The organism is Streptomyces sp. NPDC001135 (assembly GCF_053598395.1).
In genome coordinates, this window is sequence record NZ_JBSFKD010000016.1 from 1 (window position 1) to 22,779 (window position 22,779).

Sequence of the window (22,779 nt, forward strand, 5' to 3'; positions counted from 1 at the left end):
CGGCTTGCCGCGGTCGGTCGGATTCGGTCCGGTCAGCGGCCCCCTTTTGCCGCCCGCACGCTGACGGAATCGATCGCGCACCGCGACCAGTCCAGCTCACCTCTGGCACCGAGCTCGTCCAGGACGACCCGGTGGAGCCTGGCCCAGACCCGATCCTGGCTCCACTGGGCGAAGCGCCGGTAGACGGTGGGCCAGGCAGGGCCGAACACCTGCGGCAGCTGCCGCCATGTGCAGCCCGACGTGGCCACGAAAATGATCGCCGCCAAGGTCTCGCGATCCCCGGCCCGTCGCCGACCACCACCCTGCGGGCGTCTCACCTCCGTTGGCGGCACCACCTGCCGGAACAGCACCCATAACTCGTCCGGCACCAACCGCTCAACCAGATCCGTCATGCACGGTTCAACGAACGATCACGCCATAAGAAACGACGTCTTAGGGGCGCGCCGCCGACGACTCCGGCAGCGCCTTGTATCCGGCGAGGCAAAGCCTCATCCGGCACTCGTCTTCAGCTTCGGCGAACACCCGTTGCCCCCAGTAGGTGGTGAGGCGGTGAGCGACAGCGCCCAGCCGACGGCGCTCTTCGGGTGTGTACGCCGGGAAACGCACCAAGCCCTGGTCGGCAATCTTGTTGCCCGTGGTTGTGCGCTGCTGTTGGCGTACGGGTTGGCGTACGCCATGAGGCGCCCGACCTGCACCTATGCCTCTGAGGTCCATCCCCATTCCGGGTTGCCGTTCTCGTCCAACCGCCAAGCCTCCAACCAGGTACCGGGGGCCCACCCCCGTCACCGACCCCGCCGGTCGCTGGTAGAGGGCGCCGGAGCGCCGATGGGGGAGGTCCACGGTCCTGACGTGCGCGAAACCCTGTGACTCGTAGTACCGCCCAAGGTCGGGGTTCGTCTTCCAGGCGTCGACTCGAAGCCAGGACTTACCCATCTTCGCCGCCTTGTGGGATGCCCAGTCGAGCATGGAGACGCCCAACGAGATTCCGGCCGCATTCTCACGCACGATCATCCTGTGTGCATACAAGGCGTCGTCGGGAAAATCGTCCGAAAGCCAGAACTCAGGATCGGCGAACTCGTCTACCGTGATGGTGCCCAGGCATTCAGGGCCGTCGACAACCAGATATGCGCAGCCCTGCCCGATGTCGTCAGCGATCTTTTCCCTGTTGGACGGATATTGCCACTGGTTGATTCCCATCGACTTCAACCGCGTGGCGGCTTCTTCCCACATGGAAGCGATTTTGTCGGCTTCACTTCGGTCGGCCGGCCGAATGGTGACGTCATCACGCATTGCTTCCCCCTGTTCCCAACTCGTAGCGAAGCACGTTCCGGTCTGTCGGCATTGCCGTGATGGTGACCCGGACCGGACCCGTCTCCGTGTAGCCGACACGGGTCCTGACCAGCAGGAGAATCCCTGCCTCAACGGCCAGATCCGTGGCCTGCTTCGGGTTGGGCATCGCTGCCGTGACGTCATCCACGTAACGAACTTGCTTGTGCCCGATTGACGCCATATAGGCGATAACACCCTCGGGGATATCCGCCGGTTCGGCAGCGGGCGCGTTCTTCACACGGTCGTGCGGATAGTAAGAATCCTCGGTCGACCACGGCTGATCATCCCCGAAACGCAGTCGACGGCGAACTAGCACGAGCGCATCGGCCTGCAAGTCGAGTCGTTGGGCGATCTCCGGTGTGGCTTTCTCGATGCTTACCGAGATTTGTTGGCTTGGTGTCCGCCCCTGTTCCTGGATGTCCTGCACCCTTGCGTCCACGCCGGCGGCTAGACGCCTGCTGCCCACGCCGGCCACCCGGGACTGGAAGTCGGGTGCCTCCAACCTGCTGGGCCGCAACTCCCGTCCGCTGAACGAATTCGTTGTCAACCGGCTGCCCCGGCAGGCCGACTGGATCGCCACCGACGGCACCGACTACGGCCCGGCCATCCGCCGCTGGGAGCGCGTCACCGGGCGGCCGGCGCCCTGCCCGACCGAACCCGGCACGCGCGGCAACCGGCGCCTGTCCCCGGCGTTCGCCGAATGGATGATGGGCCTGCCCGCCGGCTGGGTGACCGCCGTCCCCGGCATCCCCCGCAAGAACCAGCTCATGATCCTCGGCAACGGCGTGATCCCACGGCAGGCCCACCACACCTACGGCCTGCTCCTGGGCGCCAACGCGGTCAGCTACCTGGGGGTGGCCGCATGAGTGAGCACCTGCTGCGCGCCGCCCTGGACGCGGCCAAGCGTGGCTGGCACGTCTTCCCGCTCCGGCCCGGCAGCAAGCCCCCGGCGCTGCACGGGGAGAAGTCCTGCACCCGCACCGGCGTGTGCGCGGGCGGGCACGTGAAGTGGGAGCAGCGGGCCACCACCGACCCCGACCGCATCCGCGCCGCCTGGACGCGAGCGCCGTTCAACGTCGGTACCGCCACCGGCCCGTCCGGGCTGCTCGTGGTCGACCTGGACACCCCAGAGCACAAGGGCAGTTCGGACGCGCCTGACGGCGCGACGACCTTTGCGGCGCTCTGCGAGCGCGCCGGGCACGCCGTCCCTGACACCTACCGGACCCGGACCCCTAGCGGTGGAACGCATCTGTACTTCACCGCCCCGCCCGGCCTGAGGCTGGGCAACACAGCGGGCACCGTGGCGGATTCGGTCGACACCCGGGCATGGGGCGGGTACGTCGTCGCCGCCGGCAGCACTACCCCCGCCGGACGGTACGAGGCTCTGTGCGGCTCTGAGGCGGCCGTACTGCCCTCGTGGCTGCAAACCCTGCAGCCCACCCCGCCGCGCTCTGTGGGCCCGCTCAGGCTGCCTGCGGTCGACGGCAGCCGCGCGGCACTGGCCGCACTGGAAGCTGAGTGCGCGGTCGTGGCCGCCGCCCCGGAGAGGCAGCGCAACAACACGCTGAACCGGTGCGCCTTCAAGGTGGGACGGTTCGTGGCGTGGGGCGACCTCCCCCGGCACGTGGCGGAGGAGGCCTTCCAAGGGGCGGGAGAGGCGGTCGGACTCACCGCCGCCGAGTGCCGCACCACGATCCGCAGCGCCCTCGACAGCTCCATCCGCAAAATACGGCCCAGGGAGGCGGCATGACCGCCCCCACCACCTCTCCCTTGGAAGGCCAACCCCCGACGCCCACCGGCCCGCAGGCCGCTCCACAGGCTGTGGACGCGGCGGCCGTAGGCGTGCCGAAAGGCGCCGCCCGTAAGGGCGTCCGAACTGCTCTTCGTTCTGACCCGCACACGGGAGACGGCCGGCGCCCCGTCGCGTGGCTCCACGTCCGTGCCCCGCGCGGCACGGTGCCCACGGCCACCTCGAAATGCCTGTGCGGCTGGGACCGAAGCGCTGTCGGCCACGCCCGGGTGCTCGCCCTGGTTGAAGCTCACACCGCCCACCGCTCGTTCTGGCTCAGTTCCGGCGTGGACGCCATGGAGTGTGCCCGTCGCGCCGGACACAGCATCGCGGTGCTGCACAAGGTGTACGCCAAGGTGCTTGACCAGACGCGGGAGCATGCGAACAGCCGGATCGAAGCAGCGCTTCGGGAGTGGAACGAGCCGGAGTGATCTTGCTCTCCCCCGGGGGACACCTGGGGGACACGCACTGATCAAACCTGGGATACGGGCGGTACGAGGTGAGACACATCCAGGCCCCGTCCACGACGATTCGAACAGGAGGGGGCAACGAAAAGACCCTCTCTGACCAGGGAAGTAACCTGGTCAGAGAGGGTCTCTCTCAGCGTGGCGGCGCCAGGATTCGAACCTGGGAAGGCTGAGCCGGCAGATTTACAGTCTGCTCCCTTTGGCCGCTCGGGCACACCGCCGGGGTCGGCCACCAGATCGATCCGCTCTACGGCGGCGCTCCCTGGCGACGACGTAAACAATACCCGATACATGGGGGTGCTTCGCCACCCGGTTGATCTCCACCCCTCGGCTCGCGGGGTGGCTAGGCTGGTGCGGATGCGGCCCGGCGCCACGCCGGACCCGGCGGCCGTCGCCGCGCACGCCGGCACGCACCCGATACGCACCCCGATACAAGGAGCCACAGGACATGGCCGACTCCAGTTTCGACATCGTCTCGAAGGTCGAGCGGCAGGAGGTCGACAACGCCCTCAACCAGGCCGCCAAGGAGATCTCGCAGCGCTACGACTTCAAGGGCGTGGGCGCCTCGATCTCGTGGTCCGGTGAAAAGATCCTCATGGAGGCGAACTCCGAGGACCGGGTGAAGGCTGTCCTCGACGTCTTCCAGTCCAAGCTGATCAAGCGCGGCATCTCGCTGAAGGCGCTGGACGCGGGCGAGCCCCAGCTGTCCGGCAAGGAGTACAAGATCTTCGCGTCGATCGAGGAGGGCATCTCCCAGGAGAACGCGAAGAAGGTGGCGAAGATCATCCGCGACGAGGGCCCCAAGGGCGTGAAGGCCCAGGTCCAGGGCGAAGAGCTGCGCGTCTCCTCCAAGAGCCGTGACGATCTGCAGGCCGTGATCGCGCTGCTGAAGGGCAAGGACTTCGACTTCGCGCTGCAGTTCGTGAACTACCGGTAAGAGGCCGTAAGAGGTGGGCACCCCCGAGCGGTGCCCACCCTGCGTGCCGGCGCGGCACCGGCTGCCGGTCCGCGCTCAGTCCCGGGAGTTGCCGAACAGGATGCGGTAGACGATCAGCAGCACCAGGGAGCCGCCGATCGCCGCGGCCCAGGTGGCGCCGTCGTAGAAACTCTTGGTGATCGGGTGGTCCAGCCAGCGGGCGGAGATCCAGCCGCCGATGAACGCGCCCGCGATGCCGATCAGGGTCGTACCTATGAAGCCGCCGGGGTCGCGGCCCGGCAGGAGGACCTTGGCGATGGCTCCGGCCAGCAGTCCCAGGATGATCCAAGCGATGATGCTCATGCCGTGAACCTGCCCTTCCGCGCTGTGTCCGCACTGTCCGGCCGCTGAGAGTCCGGTGCGGACCCCTGCCGTCACGCGCGCGTGTTCGTGCCGTGTCGATGAAGAGGACGTCACAGGTCCACCCCATGGTTGCCGCGCTCAGTAGGGTGCGGCACATGACACCCTCCGGCACCGGACTGCGGCGCACCCTGGGAGTGCGGGACGCCGTGGTCATCGGTCTCGGCTCGATGATCGGAGCGGGCGTCTTCTCCGCCCTGGGGCCCGCCGCGCGCGCGGCCGGGTCGGGACTGCTGCCCGGGCTGGCGCTCGCCGCCGTGGTGGCCTACTGCAACGCCCTGTCCTCGGCCCGTCTCGCCGCCCGCTACCCGGCCTCCGGCGGCACGTACGTCTACGGGCGGGAACGGCTGGGCCCCTTCTGGGGATACCTCGCGGGCTGGGCGTTCGTGGTCGGCAAGACGGCGTCCTGCGCGGCCATGGCGCTCACCGTGGGCGCGTACGTGTGGCCGGGGCAGGCGCATGCGGCGGCGGTCGCGGCCGTGGTGGTCCTGACGGCCGTGAACTACGGCGGGATCCAGAAGTCGGCATGGCTGACCCGCGTGATCGTGGCGGTGGTACTGGCCGTTCTCACGGCCGTGGTGATCGTGTGCCTGGCCTCCGGGCGGGCCGACGCCGGGCGGCTGGACATCCGGCTGTCGTCGGGCGCCGGCGGAGTGCTTCAAGCGGCGGGACTGCTGTTCTTCGCCTTCGCCGGGTACGCGCGCATCGCGACCCTCGGGGAGGAGGTACGGGACCCGGCGCGCACCATCCCGCGCGCGATCCCGCTCGCCCTGGGGATCGCACTGGGGGTGTACGCGTGCGTGGCCGTCGCGGTGCTCGGTGTCCTCGGCGCGGACCGGCTCGGGCACGCGGGGGCTCCGCTGGCCGACGCGGTGCGGGCGGCCGGCGTGCCGGGGCTCGTGCCCGTGGTGCGGGCAGGGGCGGCGGTGGCGGCGCTCGGCTCCCTGCTCGCGCTGATCCTGGGCGTGTCCCGTACGACCCTCGCCATGGCCCGGGACGGGCATCTGCCGGGGGCGCTGGCGGCCGTACACCCGCGTTTCCAGGTGCCGCACCGTGCGGAGCCGGCCGTGGGGGCGGTGGTCGCCGTACTGGCCGCGACGGTGGACGTGCGCGGCGCGATCGGCTTCTCCTCCTTCGGGGTGCTCGCGTACTACGCCGTCGCCAACGCGTCCGCATGGACCCTGACCCCCGCGCCGAAGGCCCGTGCGGTGCCCGTGGTGGGCCTGCTGGGCTGCGCCACGCTGGCGTTCGCACTGCCCGCCGTCTCGGTGGCGGTGGGGGCGGGCGTCCTCACGGTGGGGGCGGCGGCCTACGGCGTACGGCGGTGGGTGCGCCGGCGCGGCGAGTGACACGGCGGGTGACGCGCCGTCAGTGCGCCCGCTGTCCCGCACGCGTCCGGCGTCCGGCTTCCGCCGGCCGGCTCAGCGGGTCGCGAAGGGCTGGTCCGTGGGGACGATTTCGCGGCCCAGCGGCAGCAGGGAGACCGGGATCAGCTTGAAGTTGGCTACGCCGAACGGGATGCCGATGATCGTGAGGCACAGGGCGATGCCGGTGACGATGTGCGTGAGCGCCAGCCACCAGCCGGCCAGGACCAGCCACAGGACGTTGCCGATGCAGGAGGGGGCGCCCGCGTCGCGGCGCTCGACCGTGGTGTATCCGAAGGGCCACAGGGCGTAGACGCCGATGCGGAACGCCGCTATGCCGAACGGGATCCCGATGATCGTGATGCAGAGCAGGACGCCGGCGAGGAGGTATCCGAGGAACAGCCAGAAGCCGCTCAGGATGAGCCAGATGATGTTCAGGATGGTCTTCACTGGTAGCGACCTGCCATCTTCTCGAGCCGGGCGATGCGGTCCGCCATCGGCGGGTGCGTGGAGAACATCTTCGTCAACCCCTGGCCCGCGCGGAAGGGATTCGCGATCATCATGTGACTGGCGGTCTCGATCCGGGGCTCGGGCGGCAGCGGAAGCTGCTGGGTGCCGGTCTCCAGCTTGCGCAGGGCACTGGCGAGGGCCAGCGGGTCGCCGGTGAGCTGAGCTCCGGAGGCGTCCGCCTCGTACTCGCGGGAGCGGCTGATGGCCAGCTGGATGACGGTGGCGGCGAGCGGGCCCAGGATCATGATCAGGAGCATGCCGAGCAGGCCGGGGCCGTCGTCGTCGTCCGAACGGCCGACCGGGATGAGCCAGGCGAAGTTCACCAGGAACATGATCACCGAGGCGAGTGCGCCGGCCACCGAGGAGATGAGGATGTCCCGGTTGTAGACGTGACTCAGCTCGTGGCCGATCACGCCGCGCAGTTCACGCTCGTCCAGCAGGCGCAGGATGCCCTCGGTGCAGCACACGGCCGCGTTGCGCGGATTGCGGCCGGTGGCGAAGGCGTTGGGGGCCTCCGTCGGGGAGATGTAGAGCCGGGGCATGGGCTGGCGGGCCTGTGTGGACAGCTCGCGGACCATGCGGTACAGCCCCGGGGCCTCGAACTCGCTGACCGGGCGGGCGCGCATCGCGCGAAGAGCCAGCTTGTCGCTGTTCCAGTACGCGTACGCGTTCGTGCCGAGGGCGACCAGGACCGCGATGACCAGACCGGCACGGCCGAAGAAGCTGCCGATGACGATGATGAGGGCCGACAGCCCCCCGAGGAGTACTGCCGTCCTGAGCCCATTGTGCCGGCGGTGCACCGTACGCCCTCCAAGTCGTGCAGCAGGGAACCCTCAGGTCCAGTGGATCCTCCCGTACTGCTCAACGCCAGGCGGGCGGCGCGAGTTCCCTGGTGCGGGCGGTGCCGTGCCTCGGCCGTACGGGTGAGGCGGCCGACGGCACGCGCGCGTGGGATCGCGGAAACCGCCGCGAGGACTCACGGGCCTTTGTGCGCGCACCGGCTCCGCGTCTCTCCGGGCTGATCTCCGGCGGCGCGGGGCCGACGGCGGTGGTGTGCGCCGTCGGGGATGAGGCCGCTGCGCGGGCTGTGCGGGGTCGGCACCGCTTCGATGACCCGGCGGCTCCGAGGGGGTGGCACGGGACGCCCTTGTTCGCGGTCACCGACTGTTCGCCGTCACCGACTGTTCGCGGTCACCGAAGGGCCGTGCGGGGAGCGCTGCTGCACGCGCGCGTGAGGGGCACAGGTGGGGGAGGCGCGTGTGACGGCTCCTCAGAACAGGCCGGTGGCCGCGAAGCGGAGGACCAGTTGGGGTGCCCCGGACAGGGCGACACCGAGGACGCCGGTGAGGGCGAGGGCGGCCGTGAGGGGAGCCGGGACGCGGTGCCGGGCGGGTTCGCCCTCGGGGGCGCGGAACAGCAGGGCCGTCCACTGCAGGTAGTAGAAGAGCGCGATCACCACGTTGACGGCCATGACGACGGCGAGCCAGCCGAGGCCCGCGTCGACCGCCGACGAGAACACCGTGACCTTCGCGAACAGCCCGATGACGCCCGGCGGCAGCCCCGCCAGGCACAGCAGGAAGAACGCCAGCAGGAGCGCGGTGAGCGGGTTGGCGGCGTACAGGCCGCGGTAGTCGGCGATCCGGTTCAGGGCCCGGCTGCGGCCCACCAGGGCGGCCACCGCGAACGCGCCGAGGTTCACGGCGGCGTACATCAGCGCGTAGGCCACCGTGGAGCCGATCGCCTTCTGCGGGTCCTTGGCGTAGCCGGCGGCGGCGATCGGCACCAGCAGGTAGCCGGCCTGGCCGACGGAGGACCAGGCGAGCAGCCGTACGGCGCTGTACGCGCGCGTGGCCTGCTGGCGCAGCGCGCCCACGTTGCCGACGGTCATGGTCAGGGCGGCCAGGACGGCGAGCGCGGGGCCCCAGACGTCGGCGTACGACGGGAACGCCACGACGGTGACGAGGATCAGGCCGGAGAAGCCGACCGCCTTGCCGACGACCGACAGGTACGCGGCGACGGGCAGCGGCGCGCCGACGTAGGTGTCGGGCACCCAGAAGTGGAACGGGACGGCGGCCGTCTTGAAGGCGAAACCGATCAGGGTGAGGACGACACCTGTCTGGGCGAGCGTGTGCAGCTGTCCGTCGACGTGCGGCAGGCGCTGGGCGACCTGGGTGAGGTAGAGGGTGCCGGTGGAGGCGTAGACGAAGCTGATGCCCATCAGGCTGACCGCGGTGGCCGTCACCGAGGACAGGAAGAACTTCAGGGCGGCCTCGGAGGACCGCTTGTCGCCGTGCCGGATGCCGACGAGGGCGAAGGCGGGCAGGGAGGCGACCTCCAGGGCGACGATCAGGGTGGCCAGGTCGCGGGAGGCGGGCAGCAGGGCGGCGCCGGCCGCCGAGGACAGCAGCAGGAACCAGAACTCGCCGGGCGGGACGCGCCGCTGGTCGTCCTCGAGGTTCGTGACCGACAGCAGCGCCGCGAGGAGGGCGCCGCCGAGGACGAGGAACTGGATGACGAGCGTGAAGTGGTCGGCGGTGTAACTGCACGCGCGCGTGGCGCCGTTCAGGCAGAAGGTGCTGCGGTCGCCGCCCAGGAGGGGCAGCAGCATCAGCGCGGCCACGGCCAGTCCGGCGACCGAGATCCAGCCGAGGACGGCCTTGCAGGCCTCGGGCAGGAACAGGTCGGCGACCAGGACGACGAGTCCCACCACGGCGGTGATGGTCGGCGGGGCGACGGCGAGCCAGTCGACGGACTGGACCAGCGATTCGGCGAGGGGCTGGGCGCTCATCGGGTGCCTCCTGCGAGCAGCTGGTGCACGGCCGGGTCGGTGAGGCCGAGCAGCGCCCTCGGCCACAGTCCGGCGACGACGGTGAGGGCGACGAGGGGTGTCCAGGCGGCGAACTCGTACCCGCGCACGTCGGCGAGGGCATGGACCTCCTGCTCGACGCCGCCCATGCAGACGCGGCGGACCACGATCAGCATGTACGCGGCGGTCAGCAGGGTGCCGAAGGCGCCGATCGCCATGAAGGTGAGGAAGGCCGGCCGGCTGAGGCCGGCCGCGGGCTCGAAGGACCCGAACAGGGCCAGCATCTCGCCCCAGAACCCGGCGAGACCCGGCAGACCGAGCGAGGCGACGGCGCCGAAGGCGAGCAGGCCGCCCAGACGCGGGGCCCTGCCGTACAGCGCGGCTCCCGTCTCCTTGGCGAGGGTGTCGAGGTCGGTGGTGCCGGTGCGGTCCTTCAGCGCGCCGACGAGGAAGAAGAGCAGGCCGGTGATGAGGCCGTGGGCGATGTTGGCGAACAGGGCGCCGTTGACGCCGGTCGGGGTCATGGTGGCGATGCCCAGCAGGACGAAGCCCATGTGGCCGACGGAGGAGTAGGCGATCAGCCGCTTGAGATCGCCCTTCGCGCCGCGCTTGGCCAGGGCCAGGCAGGCCAGGGATCCGTAGATGATCCCGACGACGGCGAACGCGGCGAGGTACGGCGCGAAGGTGTGGAAGCCGTGCGGCGCGACCGGAAGGAGGATCCGGACGAACCCGTACGTACCCATCTTCAGCAGGACGCCGGCCAGCAGCACCGAGCCGACGGTCGGCGCGGCGGTGTGAGCGTCGGGCAGCCAGCTGTGCAGCGGCCACATCGGCGACTTCACGGCGAGCCCGATCCCGATCGCCAGAACGGCGATGACCTGCACGGACGCGGTCAGCGACCGGCCGTTGTCAGTGGCGAGTGCCACCATGTCGAAGGTGCCCGCCTTGATTCCGATCAGGAGCAGGCCGAGCAGCATGACGACGGAGCCGAGCAGCGTGAACAGGATGAACTTCCACGCGGCCCGGGTCCGGCCCTCCCCGCCCCAGCGGGCGATGAGGAAGTACATCGGGATGAGCACCATCTCGAACGCGAGGAAGAACAGCAGCAGATCGAGGACGGCGAAGGTCGCGAGGGTGCCGGACTCGAGCAGGAACAGCAGCGCGACGAACGCCTTCGGGGACGGGCCCTTGGGCGGGTTGAAGTAGGAGTACAGCGCGCAGAGGAAGGTCAGCAGCGCGGTCAGGACGACAAGGGGGAGGGAGATGCCGTCGATGCCGAGGTGGATCCGCACGTCGAGTGCGGGGATCCAGCTGATGTCGGTCGTGGCCTGCATCTTCGACGCGTGGTCGTGGTCGAAGCCGAGCGCGAGGACGATCGCGGCGATGAGGATCGCGCCGGTCACGGTCACACCGTGCCGCAGCACGGCCTGCTCGGGCGACTTCCCCTTCAGCCCGGGCGGGGCCGGCAGGAGAGCGGCGACGGCGCCGAGGAGCGGGCCGACGACGACGAATGCCAGAAGGAACTGCATCACGGACTCGTTGATATCGATCACGCCTGCTCACGCTCCCGTGGCGACGAGGACGACGGCGACCGCCAGGACGACGGTGCCGGCGAGCAGCGCGCTCACATAGGTCTGCACATTGCCGGTCTGGGCGCGCCGTACGGCGGCCCCGAGCAGCCGGGGCAGGCCGGCCGCGCCTTGCACGTAGGTCTCGACGACCTCTCGGTCGAGGAAGCGGACGAGGCTCGCCCCGGCCTGGACCGGGCGGACGAACAGCACGTCGTACACGGCGTCCAGGTGGAAGCCCGCGGCCGCGGGCCGGTGCAGCGGGCCGAGCAGCAGCCGGCCGGGGTCCGCCGGGTCGGGGGCGTAGGCGATGTCGCCGTAGGCCGGCTCGTGGGTGGCGATGGCCTCGGCCTCGACCAGTGCGGCGTCGCCCTCGGGGTGGGCGGCGACCGCGCCCATCGGGGCCCGGGCGGCGAGCTGCGTGGTGCGCTGCCAGGCGCCGTAGGTGAGCAGCCCGCCGACCAGGGCGAGGCCCGTGCCGAGGATGGAGGTGGGCAGGGTCGGGGTCAGGTCGCGGCCGTCGAACCAGCCGGGCAGCGAGCGGTAGGCGAGCCCGCCGAAGGCCAGGGACGGCACCGCGAGGACCCAGAGCACCGCGGTCATCGTCAGCGGCTGACGGCCGTGGTCGGGGGCCTCGGCACCCCGGCCGCGGAAGGCCAGCAGCCACAGCCGGGCCGCGTAAGCGGCGGTCAGCAGGGCGGTGACCAGGCCGGCGACGAGGACGATCCAGCCGGCCGAGCCGGGCACGTGCGCGCTGTGGCCGTCGGTCGCGTGCTCGGCGGCGCCGAGGACCGACTCCTTGGAGAAGAAGCCGCTGAACGGAGGGATCGCGGCGAGCGCGAGCAGGGCCACGGTCATCGTCCAGTAGGCGTCCGGGACGCGGTCGCGCAGGCCGTGCATGCGGGACATGGCGGCCAGCGAGTTGGTGCCGGCGGCATGGATGATCACGCCGGCGGCGAGGAACAGCAGCGCCTTGAAGGCGCCGTGGGACAGGAGGTGGAAGACGGCGGCACCGCGGTCACCGACGGCGAGGGCGCCGGTCATGTAGCCGAGCTGGCCGATCGTCGAGTAGGCGAGGACGCGCTTGATGTCGTCCTGGGCGAGCGCGGCGAGACCCGAGCCGGTCATGGTCACGGCGGCCATGACGGCGAGCACGATCATCGCGGCCTGGGAGGACTCGAACACCGGAAGGAGACGGGCGATGAAGTAGACACCGGCGGCGACCATCGTCGCGGCGTGGATGAGCGCCGAGACGGGTGTCGGGCCCGCCATCGCGTCCGGCAGCCAGGTGTGCAGGGGGAACTGCGCCGACTTGCCCGCGACACCCGCGAGGAGCAGCAGGGCGACGAGGGTCGGGTGGTGCAGGTCACCGCTCGCGACGGCGCCGAGGACGCGGGTGATGCGGAAGGAGCCGGCGTCGGTGGCCAGCGCGAACAGGCCGATCAGGAACGGCACGTCGCCGAGCTTGGTGACCAGGAAGGCCTTCAGCGAGGCGGTGCGGGCCTCCGGGGTCTCCCAGTAGTGGCCGACCAGGAAGTACGAGCAGATGCCCATGACTTCCCAGCCGACCAGCAGCACGATCAGGTCGCCGGAGTAGACGACCAGGAGCATCGCGGAGGTGAACAGGGAGACGAGGGCGGCGTACGAGGGGTAGCGCGGGTCGTCGCGCAGATAGCCCGTCGAGTAGATCTGCACGCAGGCGGCGACGAACGCGACCAGGACCGCGACGAGCGCGGCGAAGCCGTCGATGTGCAGGGCCAGCTCGACGGGGACCGAGCCGGTGGGTGTCAGCTCGGTGTGCGCGTCGATGGCCTGACCGCCGCCCTGGCGCACGGCGACCAGCGCGGCCAGCGCGAGCGAGGCCAGCGGCGGCAGCACGGCGAGCGGGCGGACGAACCCGGGGGCGGTGCGGCCGAGCAGCAGTCCGGCCGCGGCGCCGAGGAACGGCAGGAGGGGGACGAGGACGGCGAGGGTGGTCGTGGTCACGCGCTGGCCTCAGCCTTCTCGGCCGCCGAGGCGTCCGGTCCCCCGGTGGCGGGGCCCTCGGCGGTGTCGCGGAGCTTGTCGATGTCGGAGGTGCCGCGGTTGCGGTAGACGGCGAGCACGATCGCCAGGCCGATGCCGATCTCGGCGGCGGCGATGGCGATGGTGAACAGGGTCAGCGCCTGGCCGGAGTGCAGGGTCTCCTTCGCGGCCCGGCTGAGCCAGACGTCGAAGGCGACGAGGTTGAGGTTGACGGCGTTGAGCATCACCTCGACCGACATCAGGACCAGGATCGCGTTGCGGCGGGCGAGGACGCCGTACAGGCCGGTGCAGAAGAGGAGGGCGGAGAGTACGGCCGGGTAGGCGAGGTGCATCAGCGGGCGCCTTCCTTCTCGCCGGGTGCGGTCGCGGGCACGTCCGCGGGGGCCGGTGCGCCGGCGGCGGTGTCCGCCTTCGCCCTGCGGGACAGGACGATCGCGCCGACCAGGGCCGCGAGGAGCAGCACGGACAGGGCCTCGAAGGGCAGGACCCAGGTCCGGAACAGGCTCTCGCCGGTGACCCGGGTGGTGCCGGCGGCCGGGCCGTCCAGGTCGATCCAGGTGGTGCGGAAGGCGTCGACGACCACCCACACCAGGGCGACGGCGGCGGCGACCGCGACGGCCAGGGCGGCCCAGCGGTTGCCGGAGTCGGCGTCCGGGGAGCGGCCGATGGGCGCCCTGGTGAGCATCAGACCGAACAGCAGGAGGACGACGACGGAACCGACGTAGATCAGGACCTGTACCCAGGCGATGAACTCGGCCGTGAGCAGCAGGTACTCCACGGCGAGGCCGCCGAGGGCGACCACCAGCCACAGGGCGGCGTGCACCAGCTGGCGGGTGGTGACGGTGACCAGCGCGGCACCGAAGGTGACCAGGCCGACGAGGAGGAAGGCGATCTCGACGCCGGTCGGGGACAGGAAGCCCCGAGTGCCGGAAACGGCCACCGTGGCCGTGGCTGCGGCGAGGCTCACGAGGCGTCCTCCCCCGGCTCGGCCTGCGCGGCCGCCAGCTTGTCGGCGGTCTTGCGGGCGGCGGCGATCTCCTTCGGCTCCTCGGCCGCGGGGTCGAGGGCGGGCGGGGCCGGGACGGTCCACATCCACTCGCGGAGCTTGTCCCGCTCGTGGGTGAGCTCACGGATGTCGGTCTCGGCGTACTCGAACTCCGGGGACCAGAACAGCGCGTCGAAAGGACAGACCTCGATGCAGATACCGCAGTACATGCACAGGGAGAAGTCGATGGCGAACCGGTCGAGGACGTTGCGGCTGCGCTCGCGGCCACCGGGGGCGGCCGGCGGGACCGTCTCCTTGTGGGAGTCGATGTAGATGCACCAGTCCGGGCATTCGCGGGCGCAGAGCATGCAGACCGTGCAGTTCTCCTCGAACAGGCCGATCACGCCGCGGGTGCGGGGCGGCAGTTCGGGCAGGGCGTCCGGGTACTGCTCGGTGACGGTCTTCTTCGTCATCGTGCGGAGGGTGACGGCCAGGCCCTTGGCGAGGCCACTGCCGGGAAGGGGGGCCATGGTTAGGAGATCACCACCTTGACGATGCCGGTGAGGGCGATCTGGGCGAGGGAGAGGGGGACGAGGAGGGTCCAGGAGAGCTTCTGGAGCTGGTCCTCGCGCAGCCGCGGGTAGGTCACGCGGAGCCAGATGACGAGGAAGGCGAGGATCGCGGTCTTCAGCAGGGTCCACAGCCAGCCCAGGCCGTCGTGGCCCCAGGGGCCGTGCCAGCCGCCCAGGAACAGGACGGTGGTCAGACCGCACAGGACGACGATCCCGGCGTACTCGGCGAGGAGGAAGAGTGCGAACCGCAGTCCGGTGTACTCGGTGTACGCGCCGAAGATGATCTCGGAGTCGGCGACGGGCATGTCGAACGGCGGGCGCTGCAGTTCGGCGAGTCCGGCGACGAAGAAGACGACCGCGCCGACGATCTGCCAGGGCACCCACCACCAGTGGAAGGTGTGCAGGATGCCGGGGAGGGAGACGGTGCCCGCCGCCATGGCGACCGAGGCGGCGGCGAGCAGCATCGGGAGTTCGTAGGCGAGCAGCTGGGCGGCCGTGCGCAGGCCGCCGAGCAGGGAGAACTTGTTCGCGCTGGCCCAGCCGGCCATGAGCGAGCCGAGCACGCCGACGCCCATCACCGCGAGCACGAAGAACACGCCCGCGTCGAGTACCTGGCCGACGGCGCCCTCGCTCGGGCCGATCGGGATGGCGAGCAGGACGAGGAGGTAGGGCAGCAGGGCGACGGCGGGGGCCAGCTGGAAGACGCGGCGGTCGGCTCCGGCCGGGACCACGTCCTCCTTCTGCGCGAACTTCACGCCGTCGGCGATGAGCTGGGCCCAGCCGTGGAAACCGCCCGCGTACATCGGGCCGAGCCGGCCCTGCATGTGGGCCATCACCTTGTGCTCGGTCTGACCGACGATCAGCGGGAAGGTGAGGAAGACGACGAACACGACGAGGAGTCGCAGAGCGACGTCCAGCACGCCGTTCACTGCGGGCCTCCTGTGGGGTGGGGGTCGTCGGGAGTCTCTGGGGCACGGGGGGTGTGCGGAGTGTCTGCGGTGCCGGGGGTGACGGGGTTGCCGTCGTCGGTAGTGCCGGGGGTGGTGGAGGTGGCACGGTCGCCGCGGGTGGCGGGGTCCTCGCCCTTGGCGGGCCGTTCGGGTCGTCGCTCGGTCGGGCCGGGTTCCGCAGAGGTCGGCTCGGGCTCCGCAGAGGTCGGCTGGGGCTCCGCAGAGGTCGGCTGGGGCTCCGCAGGGATCGGCTCGGGCGCCGCAGAGGTGCGCTGAGGCTCCGTAGACGTCCGCTCGGACTCCTCGGGCGCCGCAGAGGTGCGCTGAGGCTCCGTAGACGTCCGCTCGGACTCCGTCGGCTCGTCGAAGGCCGGGCGGGCGTGGTGCCAGGGGGCGTCCGAGCTGCGCGGGGCCGTACTCCGGCGGGCGGGAGGAGCCGCGCTGTCCGGTGCGGTCGGCCTGCCCGTAGGCGGAGTCTCCGGCTCACCCGAAGCCGCTGCCACGGCCTCGCCCGAAACGGGTGCCGTCGGCTCACCGGAAGCCGGTGCGGTCGACTCACCAGAAGTCGGTGCGGTCGGCTCGCCCGAAACCGGGCCCCCCGGCGCACCCGAAACCGGGCCCACCGGCGCACCCGAAACCGGGCCCACCGTTTCACCAGAAGTCGCCGTCTCACCCGAGGCCGGTGCCGTCGGCTCCGGTGTCGTCCCGGTCCGCTGTGATGCCGAGCCCTCCGAGGTGCTGCGGGCACGACGCGGGCGGGTCGGCGCCGGGCCGGGCTCGTGGGCCACGGACGCCTCGGCCGCAGGGCCTTCCGAAGTCGCTGCCCGGGGCGCGTCGCCCTCCGCCGCGGCCTGCTTCTGCTCGGCCGCGTCCTGCGGGGCCGGCGCCCGGGTTTGACTCACCGAGCCTTCGCTCGCGCTCCGCGTCCGCCGCGGCCGGGCACCGGCAGCACCAACCGCCCCCTCCGCACCAGCACCAGCACCAGCACCAGCACCAGCACCAGCACCAGCACCAGCACCAGCACCAGCACCAGCGGGAGTCTCCGTCTGCTGGCTCGCGGAGCCCTCCGACGCCGTGCGGGTGCGTCGTACCGGGCGGTCTCCCGCCGCTCGGGCCGGGCGGTCTCCCGCCGCGCGCCCCGCCGCCGCACGGGCCGGGCGGGCCGGGGCAGGCGGGAGCTGGCCCTTCAGGGGGCCCCATTCGTTGGGGTCCGGCACGCCGGGGGGCAGCATCTGCCGGCGCTTCGGGCCGCCGTGTTCGGACTCGCCCGGCTCCTTCGCGCCGGGCCAGGCCTTGGCGACACGGGCGGCGAGGACGAAGTCCTTGCGGAGCGGGTGGCCCTCGAAGCTCTCGGGAAGGAGGAGGTGTTCCAGCGACGGATGGCCCTCGAAGCGGACACCGAACATCTCGTGGGTCTCGCGCTCGTGCCAGGCGGCGCCCGCGTAGACGCCCACGGCGGAGGGCAGCGTCGGCGCCTCGTGCGGGACGGTCGTGCGGACGAGGAGACGGCGGACCGGGTGGAGGGCGACGACGTGGGCCGAGACGCGGAACCCCGTGCCCGGTTCGTCGACCGCGCTCAGCCAGTCGAAGTAGGTGCAGCCCAGGGTCGTACGGGCCGTCTCCAGTGCGGTCAGCCAGGAGGACGGCGAGACGTCCACGGTCAGGAGGTCGTACGACTCCTCGGCCGTGGCGTCCGTACCGAAGAGGTCCTCGACCGGGGCGGGCAGCCAGCCGGCGGTGCTCATCGGGCGTCCCCCTCGGTGCCCGGTGCCGGGGCCGGAACCGGCGGTTTGACCAGGTCGCTGGTCAGGGCGGCGGCCGACGGGCGGGCGGAACCGGTGCCGTACCGCTCCCCCAGCGACTCGCGGGCGATCTTCTCCTGGAGCTTCAGGATGCCCTGGAGCAGCGCCTCGGGGCGGGGTGGGCAGCCGGGGACGTACACGTCCACCGGGATGATCTGGTCGACGCCCTTCGTCACCGAGTACGAGTCCCAGTAGGGGCCGCCGCAGTTGGAGCAGGCGCCGAAGGAGATGACGTACTTCGGCTCGGGCATCTGCTCGTACAGGCGCTTCACGGCCGGGGCCATCTTGTCCGTGACCGTGCCCGACACCACCATCAGGTCCGCCTGGCGGGGTCCCGGCGCGAACGGGATCACGCCGAGGCGGATGAAGTCGTGGCGGGCCATCGACGCGGCGATGAACTCGATCGCGCAGCAGGCGAGGCCGAAGTTGAAGACCCAGAGCGAGTAGCGGCGGCCCCAGTTGAGGACCACCTTCATCGGCTCGGGGGCCAGGCGGGCCAGGGCGCCGAGCCGCTTGGGCTCCGGCAGGTAAACGGGATCCGGGGTCACGTCCATGCCAGGACGCCCTTCTTGTATGCGTACAGCAGGCCCACGGCGAGGAAGCCGAGGAAGATGAACATCTCCACCAGGGTCGTCGCGCCGTAACCGGGGGCGGCGAAGACCGTGGCCCAGGGGAACAGGAAGATCGAGTCGACCGCGAAGATCACGTACAGGAAGGCGTAGACGTAGTAGCGGACCTGGGTGTGGGCCCAGCCCTCGCCGACGGGGTCGACGCCGCACTCGTAGGTCAGGAGTTTCTCCGGGGTCGGCACGACCGGGCGCAGCAGGCGGCCCGCGCCGAAGGCGACCGCGACGAACAGCACGCCGACGAGCGCGAGCAGTCCTACCACAGAGTAGGACCGGAAGTAGCCGGCCGCGATGACGTTCGCCGCGCCGACCGTCGAGTCCCCCAACGTCTCCCGCACCGTCCGACCTCGCTCCCTGACCTCGTGACCCTAGTGAATGAGTGAACTCGCGCGTCAGCGAACCCGTGAGTCCTGAGCTCTGTGCTGCAACCTGATTCGACGATCTGTACGCACGGGAGTCTAGGCCCTGATAAAGAGAGGGTAAGCAGCCCGTCACGGGGTGAGACGAATGACGGGGGCGGGGTGGGGATTTCCCCCGGCGGCGGAGGGCGGCGTACCGCATGGCGCGGAGGGCGCCGCGCACGGCAGGCTGACCGGTATGACCGCTACCAGTTCCGTCGACGGCCGGGCGGCCGACGGCACCGACCGGCTGCCGCCGATCCGGCCGGCGTACGACACGCACACGTGGAAGGAGATCCTGTATCTCCTGCTGAACCTGCCGGTGACGGTGTTCGGCTTCGTCTACGCGATCACCGTGCTGTCCGTCGGCGGATCGCTGACGATCACCGTCGTCGGCCTTCCGCTGCTGGCGCTCAGTCTGCTGGGCGCACGGCAGCTGGGGAAGCTGGAGCGGGCCCGCGCCCGGTGGCTGCTCGGGGTGCGGGTGGAGGAGCCGACTCCGATGCCGCTGGCCCGGAGCGGCGGGCCGGTGCAGCGGTTGTGGATGGCGCTGAAGGACCCGGTGGGCTGGCGGACGCTGCTGTACGACGCGATCCGGCTGCCGTGGGGCGTCGTCACCTTCTGCACCGTGCTGACCTCGCTGTTCGTGCTGTGGCCGGTGCTGCCGTACCTGGCGCGGGGGCTGGCGAACGTGGACCGCTTCATGGTGCGCGGGCTGCTGTCGCCGTCGGACGAGCTGGAACGCCGTATCGCCGAGCTGGAGTCGGACCGCGGGGTCGTGGTCGACACGGCCGCCGCCGACCTGCGGCGCATCGAACGGGACCTGCACGACGGGGCGCAGGCCCGGCTGGTCAACCTGGCCATGGGGCTCGGTCTGGCCAAGGAGAAGCTGCTGGAGGACCCCGACTCGGCGGCGGCGATGGTGGAGGAGGCGCACGGCGAGGTGAAACTGGCCCTGCAGGAGCTGCGCGACCTCGCCCGCGGGATCCATCCGGCCGTGCTCACGGACCGGGGCCTGGACGCCGCGCTGTCCGCGGTCGCCACCCGCTGCACGGTGCCGGTGAAGGTCACCGTGGACCTGCCGGACCGTCCGGCGCCGGCCATCGAGGGCATCGCCTACTTCACCGTCTCCGAACTGCTGCAGAACATCAGCAAGCACAGCGGGGCCCGGTCCGCCTCGGTGGACGTGTGGCGGACGGAGGACCGGCTGCTCATCCAGGTCCGGGACGACGGCCGGGGCGGCGCCCGGCTGGAGGGCGGCACCGGGATGCGGGGCCTCGCGGAGCGGCTGGGCGCGGTGGACGGCCTGTTCGTCCTCGACTCCCCGGCCGGTGGCCCGACGGTGATCACGGCCGAGCTGCCGTGGCGGGACCGGACGCAGTAACCGACGGTTCCGCACAAGCGTGCGGCGGGCGCTACTTCCCGGGGGCGCGGGGAACTGCGCGGGCGCCCACCGCCGACCGCAGCCGCCTCACCGCGCGCCCCCTACGGCCGTCGCGCACGACGGCACCGGAAGCCGACCGCGGCGAAAGGCCGACCGCGGCGCCGGAAGCCGACCGCGCCGAAAAACCGACCGGCAACCGCTGACCCGCGACCGCCGACCGCCGACCGCTGACCCGCGACCGCCGACCGCCGACCGCCAACCGCCAACCGCCAACCGCCAACCGCCGACCGCCGACCGCACCGGACGACGGCCTGCCCGCCGGAGGCACGGGGGTGGGGAAAACCCCCGGCCCAAGACGCCGACGGACTCCATGGCCCGGCACCCCCTCGGCACACCAACCTGGAGACACGGCTGAACCGCCGCTCGAACGACGAGAACGGGACGACATCGATGGCCACGGAGTACGGACACGAGTACGGGCGGGGGCACGGGCGGTCCGCCGGAACCGGCTACCGGCTGCCCGCCGCGTTGCGGGCGCCGTTCGAGGCGCGCAGCTGGCGCGAGCTCGGCTACGTCCTGCTGAGCCTGCCCCTGTCCATCGTGCTGTTCACCTGGACGGTCACCATGGCATCGCTCGGCGCGGGCCTGCTGGTGACCTTCCTCGGCATCCCGGTGCTCGCGGCGGCGCTCGCCGGCTGCCGCGGGTTCGGCGCGCTGGAACGGGCGCGGGCGCGCGGGCTGCTGCGGCTGGACGTGGCCGAGCCGGAGCCACTGCGGTCGCGCAAGCCGGGTGTGCTGGCCTGGATGGGCGCGGTGCTCAAGAGCGGCACCTCCTGGCGGAACCTGCTGTACACGCTGGTGCAGTTCCCCTGGGCGGTGTTCTCGTTCTCGGTGGTGGTGAGCCTGTGGACGTGCGGCTGGTCGCTGCTGACCTACCCGCTGTGGTTCTGGGTCTTCCCGATGTACGGCGGCCAGGGCGGGCTGCAGCTGTACGGCGACGAACACCACAGCGTCTACCTCGACAACCCCTTCGAGATCACCGTGACCGCGCTGGTCGGGCTGCTGGTCACGCTGGCCACGCCGTGGATCGTACGGGCCCTGACGACGGTGGACGGGCTGCTGGTGCGGGGGCTGCTGGGGCCGTCGCTGCTGTCGGCGCGGGTGGTGGAGCTGGAGTCGGACCGCGGGGTCGTGGTCGACACGGCCGCCGCCGACCTGCGGCGCATCGAACGGGACCTGCACGACGGGGCGCAGGCCCGGCTGGTCAACCTGGCCATGGACCTGGGGCTGGCGAAGGAGAAGCTCCGGGAGGACCCGCGGGCGGCGGCGCGGATGGTGGACGAGGCGCACGGGGAGGTGAAGACGGCGCTGCAGGAACTGCGCGACCTCGCCCGCGGGATCCATCCGGCCGTGCTGACCGACCGGGGCCTGGACGCCGCGCTGTCCGCGGTCGCCTCCCGCTGCACGGTGCCGGTACGGGTCGAGGTCGATCTGCCGGGCCGCCCGGCGCCGGCCATCGAGGGCATCGCCTACTTCACCGTCTCCGAACTGCTGCAGAACATCAGCAAGCACAGCGGGGCCCGGTCCGCCTCGGTGGACGTGTGGTGCACGGAGGACCGGCTGATGCTGCAGGTGACCGACGACGGGGTGGGCGGCGCGGACGCCTCCCGCGGCTCGGGCCTGGCCGGCCTCGCCGGACGGCTGGACGCGGTGGACGGCATCCTCGTGGTGGACTCCCCGTCGGGCGGCCCCACCCGGGTGATCGCGGAACTGCCCTGGCGAGCCTGACCCCCGGTACGACGCCCCCCGACCGCCCGTGCCACACCCGCGGCCCTCCCGCCGCCTCCTGCCGCCCGCCTGCCGGGACAGTCTCCCGCCCCGCTGACCCGGCCACCGCGCGGACACGGCACGGCACACCCGCCGAAGGCCCACAGGTGTCAGCCCGCCGGCCCGGCACTCACAGCGACATCACCGGTCCTCCCGGTGGCCGGATTGTGCTGCGCGGCGGCGGTGCGGTGCGAATGCTGGGATGCTTGACCTTCGTACGGACGAGCGTCCGCATGGGCGGGCGTCGTCGCACGAACGGCATGGCATGGGGGGCCGGGAGATCGTGGAGGACAGGGTGCGGGTGGTCATCGCCGAGGATTCAGTGCTGCTCAGAGAGGGCCTGACCCGGTTGCTGACCGACCGCGGGCACGATGTCGTGGCCGGTGTCGGGGACGCGGAGGCGCTGGTGAAGACCGTCGCGGACCTGGAGGCCCAGGGCGCGCTGCCCGACGTGGTCGTGGCGGACGTACGGATGCCGCCGACGCACACCGACGAGGGTGTCCGGGCGGCCGTACGGCTGCGCAAGGCGCATCCGGGGCTCGGGGTGCTGGTGCTGTCGCAGTACGTGGAGGAGCGCTACGCCACCGAGCTGCTGGCCGGTTCCAGCCGGGGTGTGGGCTATCTGCTCAAGGACCGGGTCGCCGAGGTGCGCGAGTTCGTGGACGCGGTGGTGCGGGTGGCCGAGGGCGGTACGGCGCTGGACCCGGAGGTCGTCGCTCAGTTGCTCGGGCGCAGCCGCAAGCAGGACGTGCTGGCGGGGCTGACCCCGCGCGAGCGCGAGGTGCTCGGGCTGATGGCGGAGGGGCGCACGAACTCGGCCATCGCCAAGCAGCTGGTGGTCAGCGACGGGGCCGTGGAGAAGCACGTCAGCAACATCTTCCTGAAGCTCGGACTGGCCCCGAGCGACGGGGACCACCGTCGTGTTCTGGCCGTCCTGACGTACCTGAACTCCTGACGACCGGCGCCTCCGGACAGTCTCCTGAGTCCCTGGCTGCCGGGTACCCGGCAGCCAGGGACTCAGGAGACAAGCGAGGGACGCTC

Annotated in this window: 23 protein-coding genes, 1 tRNA gene and 1 pseudogene; 8 read left to right on the forward strand and 17 right to left on the reverse strand. The window is 71.5% G+C overall.

Going from position 1 to position 22,779, the window contains the following annotated elements; all coding sequences use genetic code 11:
* The 3 genes and pseudogenes from ACWC94_RS20290 to ACWC94_RS20300 form a co-directional block, all read right to left on the reverse strand.
* Positions 1–392, reverse strand: a pseudogene (locus ACWC94_RS20290) (transposase); the annotation flags it as partial.
* A 40-nt stretch (positions 393–432) separates the two neighbouring features.
* Positions 433–1,290 carry a hypothetical protein gene (locus ACWC94_RS20295; protein ID WP_450798153.1) on the reverse strand — a complete coding sequence of 286 codons (858 nt, stop codon included), beginning with the start codon at positions 1,288–1,290 and terminating at the stop codon, positions 433–435.
* On the reverse strand, positions 1,283–1,756 hold the full coding sequence (locus ACWC94_RS20300) for a GntR family transcriptional regulator (protein ID WP_450798154.1): 474 nt from the start codon (positions 1,754–1,756) through the stop codon (positions 1,283–1,285). The genes ACWC94_RS20295 and ACWC94_RS20300 overlap by 8 nt, the downstream gene beginning before the upstream one ends.
* Here ACWC94_RS20300 and ACWC94_RS20305 point away from each other — a divergent pair.
* From ACWC94_RS20305 to ACWC94_RS20315, 3 genes are read left to right on the forward strand one after another with little or no spacing between them, the layout of a single operon-like run.
* Positions 1,746–2,195: a hypothetical protein gene (locus ACWC94_RS20305; protein WP_450798155.1), complete on the forward strand. Its 450-nt coding sequence runs from the start codon at positions 1,746–1,748 to the stop codon at positions 2,193–2,195. The genes ACWC94_RS20300 and ACWC94_RS20305 overlap by 11 nt on opposite strands.
* Entirely contained in the window at positions 2,192–3,079 is an 888-nt protein-coding gene (locus tag ACWC94_RS20310; RefSeq protein ID WP_450798157.1) for a bifunctional DNA primase/polymerase, read from the forward strand. Before ACWC94_RS20305 ends, ACWC94_RS20310 begins: the two co-directional genes overlap by 4 nt.
* On the forward strand, positions 3,076–3,549 hold the full coding sequence (locus tag ACWC94_RS20315) for a hypothetical protein (protein ID WP_450798159.1): 474 nt from the start codon (positions 3,076–3,078) through the stop codon (positions 3,547–3,549). Before ACWC94_RS20310 ends, ACWC94_RS20315 begins: the two co-directional genes overlap by 4 nt.
* A gap of 175 nt (positions 3,550–3,724) precedes the next feature.
* On the opposite strand, the gene ACWC94_RS20320 is transcribed toward ACWC94_RS20315, so the two are convergent.
* A tRNA-Tyr gene (locus ACWC94_RS20320) sits at positions 3,725–3,806 on the reverse strand.
* Positions 3,807–4,033: 227 nt separating this feature from the next.
* Here ACWC94_RS20320 and ACWC94_RS20325 point away from each other — a divergent pair.
* Positions 4,034–4,522, forward strand: coding sequence for a YajQ family cyclic di-GMP-binding protein (locus tag ACWC94_RS20325; protein WP_450798160.1), 489 nt, complete (start codon positions 4,034–4,036; stop codon positions 4,520–4,522).
* Positions 4,523–4,597: 75 nt separating this feature from the next.
* On the opposite strand, the gene ACWC94_RS20330 is transcribed toward ACWC94_RS20325, so the two are convergent.
* Entirely contained in the window at positions 4,598–4,864 is a 267-nt protein-coding gene (locus tag ACWC94_RS20330) for a GlsB/YeaQ/YmgE family stress response membrane protein (RefSeq protein WP_450798162.1), read from the reverse strand.
* Positions 4,865–5,019: 155 nt separating this feature from the next.
* Here ACWC94_RS20330 and ACWC94_RS20335 point away from each other — a divergent pair, with 155 nt between their 5' ends.
* Complete coding sequence (locus ACWC94_RS20335; RefSeq protein WP_450798164.1) at positions 5,020–6,270, forward strand: APC family permease; 1,251 nt, start codon at positions 5,020–5,022, stop codon at positions 6,268–6,270.
* Positions 6,271–6,342: 72 nt separating this feature from the next.
* On the opposite strand, the gene ACWC94_RS20340 is transcribed toward ACWC94_RS20335, so the two are convergent.
* From ACWC94_RS20340 to ACWC94_RS20395, 12 genes are all read right to left on the reverse strand, one after another.
* A complete protein-coding gene (locus ACWC94_RS20340) occupies positions 6,343–6,735 on the reverse strand; it encodes a YccF domain-containing protein (protein WP_450798165.1) in 393 nt (130 codons plus the stop codon).
* Positions 6,732–7,595: a zinc metalloprotease HtpX gene (htpX, locus tag ACWC94_RS20345; protein WP_450798166.1), complete on the reverse strand. Its 864-nt coding sequence runs from the start codon at positions 7,593–7,595 to the stop codon at positions 6,732–6,734. The genes ACWC94_RS20340 and htpX overlap by 4 nt, the downstream gene beginning before the upstream one ends.
* Before the next feature lie 470 nt (positions 7,596–8,065).
* Entirely contained in the window at positions 8,066–9,583 is a 1,518-nt protein-coding gene (locus ACWC94_RS20350) for an NADH-quinone oxidoreductase subunit N (protein WP_450798167.1), read from the reverse strand.
* Positions 9,580–11,154, reverse strand: coding sequence for a complex I subunit 4 family protein (locus ACWC94_RS20355; RefSeq protein WP_450798168.1), 1,575 nt, complete (start codon positions 11,152–11,154; stop codon positions 9,580–9,582). The genes ACWC94_RS20350 and ACWC94_RS20355 overlap by 4 nt, the downstream gene beginning before the upstream one ends.
* A gap of 6 nt (positions 11,155–11,160) precedes the next feature.
* Positions 11,161–13,155, reverse strand: coding sequence for an NADH-quinone oxidoreductase subunit 5 family protein (locus ACWC94_RS20360; protein ID WP_450798170.1), 1,995 nt, complete (start codon positions 13,153–13,155; stop codon positions 11,161–11,163).
* A complete protein-coding gene (gene nuoK, locus ACWC94_RS20365) occupies positions 13,152–13,526 on the reverse strand; it encodes an NADH-quinone oxidoreductase subunit NuoK (protein WP_450798171.1) in 375 nt (124 codons plus the stop codon). Before nuoK ends, ACWC94_RS20360 begins: the two co-directional genes overlap by 4 nt.
* The gene (locus ACWC94_RS20370; RefSeq protein WP_450798172.1) at positions 13,526–14,161 is read right to left on the reverse strand and encodes an NADH-quinone oxidoreductase subunit J family protein; all 636 of its coding nucleotides are present in this window, start codon (positions 14,159–14,161) and stop codon (positions 13,526–13,528) included. The genes nuoK and ACWC94_RS20370 overlap by 1 nt, the downstream gene beginning before the upstream one ends.
* Positions 14,158–14,709, reverse strand: a complete 552-nt coding sequence (locus tag ACWC94_RS20375; protein ID WP_450798173.1) for a NuoI/complex I 23 kDa subunit family protein — start codon at positions 14,707–14,709, stop codon at positions 14,158–14,160. Before ACWC94_RS20375 ends, ACWC94_RS20370 begins: the two co-directional genes overlap by 4 nt.
* 2 nt (positions 14,710–14,711) lie before the next feature.
* Positions 14,712–15,680 (reverse strand): complex I subunit 1/NuoH family protein, encoded by a 969-nt coding sequence (locus ACWC94_RS20380; RefSeq protein WP_450798175.1) that lies wholly within the window; start codon positions 15,678–15,680, stop codon positions 14,712–14,714.
* Positions 15,677–17,446, reverse strand: a complete 1,770-nt coding sequence (locus ACWC94_RS20385; RefSeq protein WP_450798176.1) for an NADH-quinone oxidoreductase subunit C — start codon at positions 17,444–17,446, stop codon at positions 15,677–15,679. The genes ACWC94_RS20380 and ACWC94_RS20385 overlap by 4 nt, the downstream gene beginning before the upstream one ends.
* Positions 17,443–18,057, reverse strand: coding sequence for an NADH-quinone oxidoreductase subunit B (locus tag ACWC94_RS20390; RefSeq protein WP_450798177.1), 615 nt, complete (start codon positions 18,055–18,057; stop codon positions 17,443–17,445). Before ACWC94_RS20390 ends, ACWC94_RS20385 begins: the two co-directional genes overlap by 4 nt.
* Complete coding sequence (locus ACWC94_RS20395) at positions 18,048–18,467, reverse strand: NADH-quinone oxidoreductase subunit A (protein ID WP_450798178.1); 420 nt, start codon at positions 18,465–18,467, stop codon at positions 18,048–18,050. Before ACWC94_RS20395 ends, ACWC94_RS20390 begins: the two co-directional genes overlap by 10 nt.
* Before the next feature lie 259 nt (positions 18,468–18,726).
* On the opposite strand from ACWC94_RS20395, the gene ACWC94_RS20400 reads away from it, so the two are divergent.
* The 3 genes from ACWC94_RS20400 to ACWC94_RS20410 all read left to right on the forward strand — a co-directional run bounded on the left by ACWC94_RS20400 (position 18,727) and on the right by ACWC94_RS20410 (position 22,693).
* Complete coding sequence (locus ACWC94_RS20400) at positions 18,727–19,911, forward strand: sensor histidine kinase (protein WP_450798179.1); 1,185 nt, start codon at positions 18,727–18,729, stop codon at positions 19,909–19,911.
* 450 nt (positions 19,912–20,361) lie between these two features.
* A complete protein-coding gene (locus tag ACWC94_RS20405) occupies positions 20,362–21,699 on the forward strand; it encodes a sensor histidine kinase (protein ID WP_450798180.1) in 1,338 nt (445 codons plus the stop codon).
* A gap of 304 nt (positions 21,700–22,003) precedes the next feature.
* Positions 22,004–22,693, forward strand: a complete 690-nt coding sequence (locus ACWC94_RS20410; protein ID WP_450798182.1) for a LuxR C-terminal-related transcriptional regulator — start codon at positions 22,004–22,006, stop codon at positions 22,691–22,693.
* The last annotated feature ends 86 nt before the right edge of the window (positions 22,694–22,779 follow it).